The organism is Streptomyces sp. NPDC093064, from assembly GCF_044754605.1.
Lineage (GTDB): Bacteria > Actinomycetota > Actinomycetes > Streptomycetales > Streptomycetaceae > Streptomyces.
Genome location: NZ_JBIVPK010000001.1, coordinates 496591 through 509001, shown reverse-complemented (window position 1 = coordinate 509001; position 12411 = coordinate 496591). Strand labels below are relative to the sequence as shown.

General features: G+C 72.4%; 12 protein-coding genes. 3 read left to right on the top strand and 9 right to left on the bottom strand.

Annotated features, from left to right (window positions below):
* Nucleotides 1-11 precede the first annotated feature (11 nt).
* Nucleotides 12-1730, bottom strand: a complete 1719-nt coding sequence (locus ACIQFZ_RS02260) for a TerD family protein (protein ID WP_365424855.1) — start codon at nucleotides 1728-1730, stop codon at nucleotides 12-14.
* Nucleotides 1731-1865: 135 nt separating this feature from the next.
* Nucleotides 1866-2462 carry a M48 family metallopeptidase gene (locus ACIQFZ_RS02255; protein WP_365424854.1) on the bottom strand — a complete coding sequence of 199 codons (597 nt, stop codon included), beginning with the start codon at nucleotides 2460-2462 and terminating at the stop codon, nucleotides 1866-1868.
* A gap of 310 nt (nucleotides 2463-2772) precedes the next feature.
* On the opposite strand from ACIQFZ_RS02255, the gene ACIQFZ_RS02250 reads away from it, so the two are divergent.
* Entirely contained in the window at nucleotides 2773-3987 is a 1215-nt protein-coding gene (locus ACIQFZ_RS02250; protein WP_383057028.1) for a TOMM precursor leader peptide-binding protein, read from the top strand.
* On the top strand, nucleotides 3980-5359 hold the full coding sequence (locus ACIQFZ_RS02245) for an AarF/ABC1/UbiB kinase family protein (protein WP_365424851.1): 1380 nt from the start codon (nucleotides 3980-3982) through the stop codon (nucleotides 5357-5359). The genes ACIQFZ_RS02250 and ACIQFZ_RS02245 overlap by 8 nt, the downstream gene beginning before the upstream one ends.
* 13 nt (nucleotides 5360-5372) lie before the next feature.
* Here ACIQFZ_RS02245 and ACIQFZ_RS02240 read toward each other — a convergent pair whose 3' ends face one another.
* The 5 genes from ACIQFZ_RS02240 to ACIQFZ_RS02220 form a co-directional block, all read right to left on the bottom strand.
* Complete coding sequence (locus ACIQFZ_RS02240; protein ID WP_402690458.1) at nucleotides 5373-5561, bottom strand: hypothetical protein; 189 nt, start codon at nucleotides 5559-5561, stop codon at nucleotides 5373-5375.
* 227 nt (nucleotides 5562-5788) lie between these two features.
* The gene (locus ACIQFZ_RS02235; protein ID WP_361414421.1) at nucleotides 5789-6112 is read right to left on the bottom strand and encodes a hypothetical protein; all 324 of its coding nucleotides are present in this window, start codon (nucleotides 6110-6112) and stop codon (nucleotides 5789-5791) included.
* Entirely contained in the window at nucleotides 6109-6477 is a 369-nt protein-coding gene (locus ACIQFZ_RS02230; RefSeq protein WP_141358597.1) for a WhiB family transcriptional regulator, read from the bottom strand. Before ACIQFZ_RS02230 ends, ACIQFZ_RS02235 begins: the two co-directional genes overlap by 4 nt.
* A gap of 172 nt (nucleotides 6478-6649) precedes the next feature.
* Nucleotides 6650-6970, bottom strand: a complete 321-nt coding sequence (locus ACIQFZ_RS02225; protein WP_365433224.1) for a hypothetical protein — start codon at nucleotides 6968-6970, stop codon at nucleotides 6650-6652.
* Nucleotides 6971-7156: 186 nt separating this feature from the next.
* Nucleotides 7157-9364, bottom strand: a complete 2208-nt coding sequence (locus ACIQFZ_RS02220) for an ATP-dependent DNA helicase UvrD2 (RefSeq protein ID WP_383057026.1) — start codon at nucleotides 9362-9364, stop codon at nucleotides 7157-7159.
* Between the two features lie 213 nt (nucleotides 9365-9577).
* Between ACIQFZ_RS02220 and ACIQFZ_RS02215 the strand changes: the two genes are divergently transcribed.
* Complete coding sequence (locus ACIQFZ_RS02215) at nucleotides 9578-9820, top strand: mycoredoxin (protein WP_141358602.1); 243 nt, start codon at nucleotides 9578-9580, stop codon at nucleotides 9818-9820.
* Nucleotides 9821-9901: 81 nt separating this feature from the next.
* On the opposite strand, the gene nudC is transcribed toward ACIQFZ_RS02215, so the two are convergent.
* Together nudC and ACIQFZ_RS02205 are read right to left on the bottom strand one after the other, a co-directional pair.
* Nucleotides 9902-10846: an NAD(+) diphosphatase gene (gene nudC, locus ACIQFZ_RS02210; RefSeq protein ID WP_365433231.1), complete on the bottom strand. Its 945-nt coding sequence runs from the start codon at nucleotides 10844-10846 to the stop codon at nucleotides 9902-9904.
* Nucleotides 10847-11000: 154 nt separating this feature from the next.
* Nucleotides 11001-12404, bottom strand: a complete 1404-nt coding sequence (locus ACIQFZ_RS02205; protein ID WP_402690410.1) for a dipeptidase — start codon at nucleotides 12402-12404, stop codon at nucleotides 11001-11003.
* Nucleotides 12405-12411 lie beyond the last annotated feature (7 nt).

Genomic DNA, 12411 nt, shown 5'->3' with positions numbered 1-12411 from the left:
GACGGGCTCCCTCAGACCTCGTAGGGCTGGACGACGACGAAATTGCCGGGGGCTGCGCGGAACTGGAGGTTGACGCCCTCTCCGGTGTCGCCCGGGTAGGCGTTGCGGCGCATCCGCACCTGGCTGGAGACGATCACCTGGGCGGCGGCCGACCAGGCGACCACGGCGTTGGAGTCGACGAACGTCGTCGGCGTCACGGGCAGGACGACCGGTGTGCCGTGCGTCTTGACGACGATCGTGCCGGTGCCCTGGAACTGCATCGTGAACAGGGCGCCGCCGGGGATGCCGTGTCCTTCGACGCGGCGGACCTCGTACTCCAGGCTCTCGTCGAAGGCGAGCACGTTCTCGGCGGAGACGCAGATCGCGTCGCCCTGGAGCTCGACCGGATGCAGATGGGTGGAGTTCTCGGCGAAGAACACCTGGCCCTGGCCGGTGCAGCGCATCAGCTGCATCTCCTGGCCCGTGACGTTGCCCGTGATCCGACCCGCGAAGCCGGCGCCCTTGTAGGTGAAGTCGACCTTGCCCTGGTAGAGCACCATGCTGCCCTGCCGGGCCAGCACGGGCCGGCCGCCTTCCGTGCCGAGGTCGGCGCGGACCAGCTTGCTGTTCTGCAGGGTCCAGCGCCGGCCGGTGGGCGCCTCCTTGTACAGGTTCAGCGCGGCGGACACTCCGGCGGCCTGGGGAGCGGTCTGCGGCGCTCCGTAGGGCGCGGGCCGGCCGGGGACCTGGCCGAACGGCGGCTGGTGACCGTAGCCGGGAGGCGGGGGCGGGGCCTGCGGTGCCTGGTACTGGGCGGGTGGCGGGGGCGGGGTCTGACCGTGTGCCTGGCCGTACGGCGGCTGCCCGTAGGGCATGGGTGCCGGGGCGGGCGGCGGGACCGGGCCGCCGGGCGGGGTCAGGGGGGCGATGATCGTCGGCGCCGCGTGCACCGAGGGCGCGGGACCCGGCGCCGGGGGCGGGGGCGGCGGGGTGGCTCCCGGGGGCGGCGTGAAGCCGTGCGCGGCGGGTGGCGGCGCGGGGGCGGCCGGGAGTGGAGCAGGGGCGACCGGAGCGGGAGCGACCGGAGCGGGAGCGGGAGGGGCCGGTGCGGCCGGCCCGGAGGGGACGGCGAACTCCGGGGGCGCGGTGGCCTGGGCGGGCGGGGCGAAGCCCGAAGCGGCACCGGGCTGCGGGTCCTGGCCCGCGGCGGAGCCCTCCTCCTCTTCCAGGACCTCGCCGCCGAAGTTCTTCAGCAGCGCCTCGAGGCCCCCGTCGAAGCCCTGGCCGACGGCCGCGAACCGCCACACGTCCTTGACGTAGAAGTCGCCCAGCATCACGGCCCGTTCGGTGGAGAACTCCGAGCCGTCGAACGCGTACCGGGCCACCTCCTCGCCGCCCGCCACGATGCGCAGGTACCCGGACTCGATCTGCGACATCTGCCCGGCACCGTCGACGGCGGCCGTGAACGACAGCTTCCGGATGTGCGGCGGGATCTTCTCCAGCGTGACCCGGAAGGACTCCGTGTCGCCTGCCTGAGCGCCCAGCAGCTGGATGGCCTCCTCGGGGGACTTCGGCTGGTTGAAGAAGACGAAGTAACGGTCGTCCGAGAGGCGTTCGTCGGCGTCCAGCCCGAAGCAGCTGATGTCGACGGTCAGTCCGGGTGCCGAGATCTGCACGCCTACGTACAGATCCGTCCCCGCGGTCAGGTCACTGATCCTGGCCTTGTGGCCGCGCTGGAATTCCCTGGGCATGCGTAACGACCGTCCCCCGTCCCGAATGCGAGTGCGTCGCGCCAGGCTAACGGCAAACTCCGACACCGGACGAAGTCGGTACAGACCCGGTACACAAACACAGTCCGGCGGTACCGGACGCCCCCGGCGGCCCTGTCACTCGCCGCGCGTTCCCGGCGGATGCGGCAGCCGCGCGGCCGCGGCCACCCCCTCCAGGTAGCCCCGGGCCCGCTCGGTGCGCGGGTACGCCTCCAGCAGCCGCCAGAAGTCGGGGCCGTGTCCGGGGACGAGCAGATGGGCCAGCTCGTGCAGCAGTACGTAGTCGACGACGTACTCGGGCATCCCCTGAAGACGGTGGGAGAGACGGATGCTGCCCTCCGCCGGGGTGCACGAGCCCCAGCGCGTGTTCTGGTTGGTGACCCAGCGGACCGAGGCGGGCCGGGCACGGCCGTCGAAGTACTGGGCGGACAGCCGCTCGGCGCGTTCGGCCAGCTCCGTGTCGCCGAGCGCCCGCCGGCTCTCCTGGGCGGCCAGCTTGTCGAGCATGACGCTCACCCAGCGCCGCTCCTCCGCCTCGGACATCCGGGCGGGGATGAGCACGACGGTGCGACCGCCCTCGCGGTACGCGGAGACCGTCCGGCGGCGCCGGGCGCTCCTGCGGACCTCGATCTCGCTCGCCGCCTCGCTCTCCGGCGGCCGGCTGGTCTTGCCGCGCTGTGGCGTTCCGGCACGGTTCAGTGGGTCGGCGGACACGCCCCGACGTTACCGGGTGCGGGGACGAGAAGTCCCGGGCCCGGAACGGTTCCGTGCAGATCCCCCACCGAGGGTCCGATTCGTACGACGAGTACCCACCGCCTGTGGACAACTTCCGGCACCCGCTGTCCGGGCCGGGCATGCTGGCAGTCGTGGCAGTCGTCGGTGGCGGCTCGGACCGGCTCCACCGGCGCACGAGGGCGTTTCGATGCCTTTCTTCGCTTCCTTCGTTCCCTTCCCTTCGCTTCGTTCGTTTCCTTCGTTTCCTTCGTTTTCGATGCTTCTCCTTCTTCGGGCTACGGGGGCTCGCATGCATCCGATGGTGAAACCCGCGCTCAGGCGCGGCTGGCGTGATCTCGGCACCGTGCAGTTCGGGATGACTCCCGCGCACGCAATGACACTGGGCCCGCTGGACACCGCGACGGGCAGTTTCCTGGACCTGCTCAACGGCACGCGCGGACTGCCGCTGCTGCGGGAGGAGGCGCGCCGTATGGATCTGCCCGACGGCCATGTCGACCGTCTGGTGGAGCGGCTGGCCCAGGCCGGGCTCCTGGACGACGCCCGGGGCGGCGGCGCGGCGGCGGGCGCGCTGAGAGAGCGGAAGGAGGCCGTGGACCGGCTGGGGCCCGATCTCGCCTCCCTCTCCCTGATCACGCGCGAACCGGGCGAGGCGATGGAACGCCTCGCCGCCAGACGTGAGGCGCGTGTGCAGGTCAAAGGCGCGGGCCGGGTGGGCGCCGTCCTGGCCGCGCTGCTGTCCGGGGCGGGGGTCGGCGAGGTCGACGTGCGCGACGGCGGCTGTGTGGAGCCGTGGGACGTCGCCCCGGGCGGGCTGTCCGCCGAGACCGTCGGCGCGCGCCGGGACACCGCGGCGCGGCGGGCCGTGCGGGCGGCGGCCCCGGACCGCCCGGTCCGCCGCACCCCCCGGACGCAGCCCGAGCGGGAGGAGCGGGGATTCGCCCTGGTGGTCCTCGCCCCGCGGGACGACATCGCCGTGCACGCGCCCGACCCGTCCGCGGCCGCCGCCCTGATCGAGTCCGGCACCCCTCATCTGTACGCCGGGGTGGTGGAGGGCACGGGCGTCGTGGGCCCGCTCGTCCTGCCCGGCGAGACCGGCTGCGCCGACTGCCTGCACCGGGACCGCACGGACCGGGACGGGACGTGGCCGCGTCTGGTGGCGCAGTGGCGCTCGGGCAGGCCACGTCACGTACGTTCGTGTGATCTGGCTCTCGCCGCGACCGTGGCCGCCCTGTCGGCCGCGCACGCGCTCGCCTTCCTGGACGGGGAGTCGCCCTCCAGCGCGGGCGCCCGCTGGGAGGTGTCGCTGCCCGGCCTGAACTGGCGCGCGCGACCGGTGTGGCCGCATCCGTCCTGTCCGTGCGGCGCGGCCGGGAGAGCCGAGAGGGAGCGCGCCTCAAAGAACGGGGAGGCACGCGCGACAATGGCTGGGCAACGGCCGTCATCGACGCCCTGCCGTCGGGCAGACGCGGCGCGGCTTGCTGGGACTTGGAGGGCGCATGTCTGATCTTCCCCGGAAGGCGGTCACCCGGACCGCCAAGCTCGCCGCGCTCCCGCTCGGTTTCGCCGGGAGAGCGACCTGGGGACTCGGCAAACGGATCGTCGGCGAGTCCGCCGATCTCGTCGGCCGTGAGCTGCAGCAACGCACGGCCGAGCAGTTGTTCAAGGTGCTCGGCGAGCTCAAGGGCGGGGCGATGAAGTTCGGGCAGGCGCTGTCCGTCTTCGAGTCGGCGCTCCCCGAGGAGGTCGCCGGCCCCTACCGGGTGGCGCTGACCAAGCTCCAGGAGGCGGCGCCGCCGATGCCGACGCGCACGATGCACTCCGTACTGAAGGAGCGGCTCGGGGCGCACTGGCGCGAGCTGTTCGAGGAGTTCGAGGACAAGCCGTCCGCGGCGGCCTCGATCGGGCAGGTGCACCGGGCGGTATGGCACGACGGCCGCGAGGTCGCGGTCAAGGTGCAGTACCCCGGCGCCGGTGAGGCCCTCGTATCCGACCTGACCCAGTTGAGCCGTTTCGCCCGTCTGCTGGGGCCGCTGGTTCCCGGCGTGGACATCAAGCCGTTGATCGCCGAGCTCAAGGACCGCGTCTCCGAGGAGCTGGACTACGGACTGGAGGCGCAGGCCCAGCAGGCTCATGCCGAGGAGTTCGCCGACGACCCGGACGTCGTCGTCCCGGCGGTCGTCCACCAGCGCGACCAGGTCCTGGTCACCGAGTGGATGGACGGTGTTCCGCTGTCCGAGGTGATCGCGGACGGCACCCAGGCCCAGCGCGACCGCGCCGGCCAGCTGCTGGCCCGCTTCCTGTTCTCCGGCCCGGCCCGCACCGGCCTGCTGCACGCCGACCCGCACCCCGGCAACTTCCGTCTTCTGCCCGGCGGACCGGAGGGCGAGGACGACTGGCGCCTGGGCGTCCTGGACTTCGGTACCGTCGACCGCCTTCCCGGTGGCCTGCCGACGCCCATCGGCTCAGCCCTGCGCATGGCGCTCGACGGAGAGGCGGAAGCGGTCTACGAGATGCTCTCCACGGAGGGCTTCGTGAAGGAGTCCGTCGAGCTGGACCCGGACGCCGTCCTCGACTACCTCCTGCCGATCATCGAACCGGCCCAGGTGGAGGAGTTCACCTTCACCCGCGGCTGGATGCGCAGTCAGGCGGCCCGGATCGCCGATCCCCGCTCCCCCGCCTACCAACTGGGCAAGCAGCTCAATCTGCCCCCGTCGTACCTGCTCATCCACCGGGTCACGCTCAGCACCATCGGTGTGCTGTGCCAGCTGGGTGCCACGGTGCGGCTGCGGGAGGAGCTGGAGGAGTGGCTGCCGGGTTTCGCCGCCCGTCCGGAAGGCGAGGAGCCGGACGACGAGCAGTCGGCCGCCGAGGCGTGAGCACGCGGGGGGACTACCACCAGGCGGAGTCCAGGCGCCCCTCGATCGAGCGGAGGTTCTCGCGGGAGCAGGCGTCGCAGAAGTAGCGCCGGGCGCCGTTCTCCACGGAGCAGGTCCAGGTGGGCGGCTGGCCCTCGGCCGGGGTGCCGCAGCGCGCGCACACCAGGGTGGGACGCTCCGCGCTCTCGCCGTCGCGGTCCATGCCGTCGCGGTCCGTGCCGTGGTGCGCCGTACCCGCGTGGGCCGCGCTCGCGTGGTTCGTGCCTCCGGGAAGACTCGTCACTCCGCGACCATACCGCCGGGCCGCTGATCGGCGGGAACAACGCACCGCGGGGGCCGGTCCGTTCGGACGGACCGGCCCCCGCGGGGAGAGTTCCGGCCTCCCGGGCCGGGAGGCCACCGCCTGGCGGTGGGGAACAGCGTTGTGGGTCAGTGCATCACTGCCATGGCGAGCGCGCGGCGGGCGCGCAGCGAGGCGCGCTCGGCGCGGCGCTGCATCCGGCGGGCGGCCGCCAGGCGTACGGCCTGGCGTTCCCTCTCCGCCTCGTGCAGCCGCTCGTGCATATGCGCACGAGCCAGCGCTTCTGGGATGAGTTGCATCTCTCGGTTCCTGTTCTGACGCGAGTCGTTCGCGCCGGTGGTGGTGACGTCTTCAGTTGCGGAGCCTGCGGGCTCGCTGGCGGACGGCTTCATCGGGGCCTGCTTCTGGGGGTCGTGCGTGAGGGGGCGGTCGATCGTTCCTGCGGTGTTCATGCCGTGACCGGGTTCTTCCGCGGGCGGCCACGCGGCCGCTTCCGGGCGACGACGACACCTTGGACGAACAGCTCGCCGCCCCAGACGCCCCAGGGCTCACGCCGCTCCTTGGCGCCGGCGAGGCAGGCCTCGATCAGCGGGCAGGTGCGGCAGAGGGACTTGGCGTACTCCACGTCCGCCGGCGACTCGGCGAAGAAGACCTCCGGGTCGTAGGAGCGGCACGGGACGGGCACGCCGAGGTTCTCGATGGCGTCGTCGAGCGCGGTGAGCGCGGTGAGCGGGGTCAAGGCGGGGTCCTCCGTGAGACCAGGCTTGGGGATCGTGTCGGAAGGCGGTACGGACGGGACGTGCGCTTCGAGTTGCACGGTTCGTCTTCCTCGTCTGTTCGGGTCGGCCGGTCGGCCGGGTGTCGGCTGGCTACCGGGTTTGTCTTGTCCCGAGGCCCCTTCGCTTCGCTGTCCCCGTTCGGGGAAAACAGAAGGGCCGCGGATCCCGGATGGGGTTCCGCGGCCCTGAAGGCGCCGGCCTGATCGGCGATCAGGCTGGATCACTCCAGGGTTCTGGCCCACGGAAGGCCCACGTCAGGTGGTGCTGCTTCGTCTGCTCCCGGTTACCGGCACCGGCCGCCTGAACGGCATAGGCCTGTGCCTGTGCCGCTACTGCTTCCAGTGCCTTGGTCGGTCGCTCGTCACGCTCACGGACGGGAAGACCCGCGAGGGACATAAAGGACTCCGGACGCGCGGCAGCGATGCCGGACAGACCGGTGCCCTGGTTGAAGGCGCCGAGCATGCACAGGGAGACGACCGAGCGATCGGTCATTTTGGCGGTGCTGATGGAGCTGGTCTTGATAGTGATCACTGGGCTCGCCTCCTCTCGGCGTCTGGGGGACTGGGGTGAGCCAGTCCGTACGGATATGCAAGTAGAACACGGAATCAGGGCCTCAGGAAGGCCACCGTTCCCGTGACCAAGAACCTATGGGGACGGACGGCGGGTACGCAAACTATTTTTCTGACGAGTTCCCCTCAGTCCTCGGTCAGTCCTCGGTCAGTCCTCGATCCCTTCTCCCGCGGGCTCCCGGCCTGCGCAGATGGCGAGAACATCCGATCCGTACCGGCGGAGCTTGCGCATCCCCACTCCGGGGATGCGCGCCAGTTCGCGCTCGTCGTCCGGAACGCCCTCGGCGATCGCCATCAAGGTCTTGTCGGTGAAGACGCAGAAGGCGGGCTGCCCGCTGCGTCCCGCCTGGCCCGCCCGCCACTCGCGCAGCCGCTCGTACAGGCCCTCGTCCATGTCGGAGGGGCAGCCCTCGCAGCGCATCAGCTTCATCTCGCCGGCCTCGGTGAGCGTGCGGCCGCAGACCCGGCACCGGGCCGGGGTGCGCTGCGTGCGCCGCGGGACGGGCGCTTCCCGCGTCCCCACGGCCGCGGTGAAGCCGCGCTCGATGCCCCCTGAGCCGCCGGGCGCGGTGCGGCCCGCGGCACCGGCCGAGCCGGGGCGCAGCCCGTCGAGGAAGCGGCTGGGGCGGCGGCTGGGACGGCCGCCGGGCGAGCGGGACAGCGACCAGGAGACGTGCAGCCGCTCGCGGGCGCGGGTGACACCCACGTAGAGGAGGCGGCGCTCCTCCTCGATCTGTTCGTCGGTTCTGGCGTAGGTGATGGGGATCATGCCCTCGGCGACGCCGGCCAGGAAGACGACGTCCCACTCCAGGCCCTTGGCCGAGTGCAGGGAGGCGAGGGTGACGCCCTGGACCGTCGGGGCGTGCTGGGCGTTCGCCCGTTCGTCGAGTTCCGCCACGAGGTCGCCGAGCGTCGCGCCCTGCCGGGCGGCGGCGAAGTCCCGGGCGAGGTTCACGAGGGCGGCCAGCGACTCCCAGCGTTCCCTGACCGCGCCGGAGCCGGCCGGCGGCTGCGGAGTCCAGCCCTCCCCGGACAGCACGGCACGCACTTGTGAGGGCAGGTCGACGGCGTCGTCGAGGAGGGAGTCGTTGCCGCCGAAACGTGCGGCGGCCCGCAGGGCGACGCCGGCCTTGCGCACCTCGGGCCGGTCGAAGAAGCGCTCGGCGCCGCGCAGCTGATAGGGCACGCCGACGTCGGCCAGGGCCTGCTCGTAGGTCTCGGACTGGGCGTTCGTCCGGAACAGGACGGCGATCTCGCTCGCCGGGACGCCGGAGGCGATGAGGTCGTGGATGCGGTGGGCGGCCCCCTCGGCCTCGGCGGGCTCGTCGGTGTACTCGGAGTAGGCGGGCTCGGGGCCGGAGGCGCGCTGGGAGACCAGTTCCAGCCGGTGGTCGGCTGCCCTGCCCCGGGCCTGGGCGAGCAGTCCGTTGGCGAGGTGGACGACCTGCGGGGTGGAGCGGTAGTCGCGGACCAGCTTGACGACGGTGGCGCCGGGATGACGGGTGCGGAAGTCGAGCAGGTGGTCGGGGGTCGCTCCGGTGAAGGAGTAGATCGTCTGGCTGGCGTCGCCTACGACGCACAGGCTGTCGCGGTCGCCCAGCCACAGCTCCAGCAGGCGCTGCTGGAGCGGGGAGACGTCCTGGTACTCGTCCACCACGAAGTGCTGGTACTGGGCGCGGACCTGTTCGGCGACGTCGGCCCGGTCCTGGAGGACGGCGACGGTCAGCAGCAGGACGTCCTCGAAGTCGATGACCGAGCGGTCCCGCTTGAGGTCCTCGTACACCGAGTACAGCTGGGCGATCTCGGCCGGGTCGCGGGGGGCGGTGCGGCCGTCCTTCGCGGCCGCGAGGGCGTAGTCGGCCGGGACGGTCTGGGTGACCTTGGACCACTCGATCTCGGCGGTGACGTCCCGCAGCTCGCCCCGGTCCAGGCGGATGCGGCAGGCGGCGGCCGCGTCCGCGACGAGCTGGATCTTGCGGTCGACGAGCCGGGGCATGGCGCCACCGATCGCTTTCGGCCAGAAGTACTGCAACTGCCGCAGGGCGGCGGAGTGGAAGGTGCGGGCCTGCACGCCGTGCGCGCCGAGCTGGCGCAGTCGGCCCCGCATCTCCCCCGCGGCACGGTTGGTGAAGGTGACGGCCAGCACGCTGGAGGGCTGGAGGACACCCGCGCGCACTCCGTAGGCGATGCGGTGGGTGATCGCCCGGGTTTTGCCCGTGCCGGCGCCCGCCAGGACGCACACCGGCCCCTGAAGAGAGGTGGCCACCTCGCGCTGCTCGGGGTCCAGCCCGTCGAGCACCGCGTCGGCGGAGTCCGGGACCCGAGGGAAGAGCGGGGAGTGCGTTGCTGCTGTCACACAGCCATGCTGCCAGGTCGCCGTGGGACGCATGAGCCGGTTGTCCACAGGCAGCCCCCGCGGTCGTACTAATGCCGCGCGTCCTCGTGCCGCGGGTCCTCGTGCCGCGCGTCACGCCCTGCCGGATACCCCCGGTGGGAATGCCGGAGCGATGGCGTACGTTCCTTCCCTGCGACGAATACGTCCCCGAGCCGCCGAAGGAGCGCGAGAGACATGCCGGGCACTGTGACGATGTACAGCACCACGTGGTGCGGCTACTGCCGCCGGCTGAAGAGCCAGATGGACCGCGAGGGCATCGCGTACACCGAGATCAACATCGAGCAGGACCCGGAGTCCGCGGACTTCGTCGAGAAGGCCAATGGCGGAAACCAGACGGTTCCCACCGTGCTCTTCCCGGACGGTTCGACTCTCACGAACCCGTCGCTGGCCCAGGTCAAGGAGAAGGTCGGCGCCTGATCGCGGCACACCGCACGACAGACGCCGAAGGCGGCCTCCCCGGCATCCCCGGGAAGGCCGCCTTCTCGTCGTCCGAGCGCCTCAGACGGCGCTCCTCGTCGGGAGCGGCTTGCCGTACCAGAGCTCGATGAGCCGGGCCGCGATGGAGATGCCGTAGGGCGGCAGGACCTCGCCGGACTCGAAGGCCGCGCGCAGTTCCTCGCGGGAGAACCAGCGGGCCTCGTGGATCTCGTCGCCGTCGACGGCGATCTCGGTCGAGGTGGCGTGTGCCATGAAGCCCAGCATGAGGCTGGAGGGGAACGGCCAGGGCTGACTGGCGACGTACTCGACCTCGCCGACGGTGACGCCCACCTCCTCGTGGACCTCGCGGCGCACCGACTGCTCGATGGACTCCCCGGGCTCGACGAAGCCGGCGAGCGTGGAGAAGCGGCCCTCGGGCCAGTGCACCTGGCGGCCGAGCAGGATGCGGTCCTCGTCGTCGGTGACCGCCATGATCACGGCGGGGTCGGTGCGCGGGTAGTGCTCGGCGCCGCAGGCCGGGCAGCGGCGGATGTGTCCGGCCGCGGCGATCACGGTGCGCTCACCGCAGCGGGAGCAGAAGCGGTGCAGCCGCTGCCAGTTCTCCAGGGCCACCGCGTGCGCCATCAGGCCGGCGTCCCGGGGTGACAGCAGCAGGCCGGCCTCGCGCAGGCCGGCCGGGCGGGCGGACTGGTCCATGCGGCCGGGCAGGGAGTCCTTCTGCAGGGCGAAGTATCTGACGCCCTCCGCGTCCGTGCCGAGGAAGTAGCGGTGCGCCTCGGTGAGGGGCGCCTCGAAGGAGGGCGTCGTGACCAGTTCGGTCCGGCCGTCGAGTGTCTCGTCGATCAGGGCCTGACCGCCGGAGACCACGAAGCAGCGCGTCGAGGGGTGGCTCCACGCCGCGGCGAGCCAGGCCTCGTCGAGCCGGTGGTGGGCGGCCCGGTCGATGCCGCTGGGCGCGGTGAGCGAGATGGGTCGGTCGGCGGTGTGGTCGGTCCAGGTGGTCACGGGTGCTTCCAACTCCCCCGGTGCAACGGTTGTTTCGGCGGCGGTTCAGCGGGACGTTCGGCAGGAGGCGTCCGCGTCCGGCGGGGCCTGGGGGCACGGGACGGCCTTACCAGTGTGCGCCCGGCACGACACCGCCCGGGCCGGTGGGCGCCCGTCAGGGCGCATCGTGCCAGTGCTCCCCGAGGTCGCCCCACAGGTACGCACTGGTCTCGACGCCCTTGAGCAGGAGGTCGAGCTCGACCTTCTCGTTCGGCGCGTGCCAGCCGTCGGAGGGGACGGAGATGCCCAGGAAGAGGACGGGCGCGCCGAGCACCTCCTGGAGGTCGGCGGCCGGGCCCGAGCCGCCCTCGCGGGTGAAGCGGACGGGAGCCTCGAAGGCGCGGCCCATGGCGCGGACCACGGACTGCAGGGCCGGGTGGTCCAGCGGCGTCAGGCACGGGCGCGTGGCAGCGCCGAACACGATCTCGTGCCGTATCCCCGCGGGCACCTGCTCGGCGGCCCAGGCGCGGACGGCCTTCTCGATGTGGTCGGGGTCCTGGCCGGCGACGAGGCGGAACGACAGCTTGACCATCGCCGTGGAGGGGATGATCGTCTTGCTGCCGGGACCCTGGTAGCCGCCGCCGATGCCGTTGACCTCGGCGGCGGGGCGGGCCCAGATGCGCTCCAGGGTGGTGTACCCGGCCTCGCCGTGGGTGGCGTACGACTTGGCGGTGCGCAGCCACTGCTCCTCGGCGAACGGCAGCTCGGCGAAAAGCCGGCGCTCCCGGTCGGTGAGTTCCACGATGCCGTCGTAGAAGCCGGGGACGGCCACGCGCGCGTGCTCGTCATGCAGGGCGGCGACGAGGTGGGCCGCGGCGGTCGCCGGGTTGGGCACCGCGCCGCCGAAGGAGCCGGAGTGGATGTCCTGGTCGGGTCCGTACAGCCGGATCTCGCACTCGGCGAGGCCGCGCATTCCGGTGCACACCGTGGGGGTGTCCGCGGACCACATGCCGGTGTCGGAGACGATCACCGCATCGGCGGCCAGGCGCTCCGCGTGCTCCTCGACGAGCGCCCGGAAGTGCGGGGAGCCGGACTCCTCCTCGCCCTCGATCAGCAGCTTCAGGTTCACCGCCGGGGCGGTGCGGCCGGTGGCGGCGAGGTGGGCGCGGACGCCGAGTGTGTGGAAGAACACCTGGCCCTTGTCGTCGGCCGCCCCGCGCGCGTAGAGGCGTCCTTCGCGGACGACGGGCTCGAAGGGCTCGCTGTCCCAGCCGTCCTCGCGGGCGGCGGGCTGGACGTCGTGGTGGCCGTAGACGAGGACCGTGGGGGCCTCGGGGTCGTCGGAGCGCCACTCGGCGAAGACGGCGGGGGCGCCCGGGGTCTGCCAGACCTCGGTGGTGGTGAAACCGGTCTGCTGGAGTTTGCCGGCGAGCCAGTCGGCGCTGCGCCGTACATCGGGCGCGTGGTCGGGCTGGGCCGACACGGACGGGATGCGCAGCCATTCGGCGAGGTCGTCGAGGAAGGCGGTGCGGTGCTGCTCGATGTACGTACGGACGGCGCTGTCCGGGGTCTGGCTCATGGCTCCG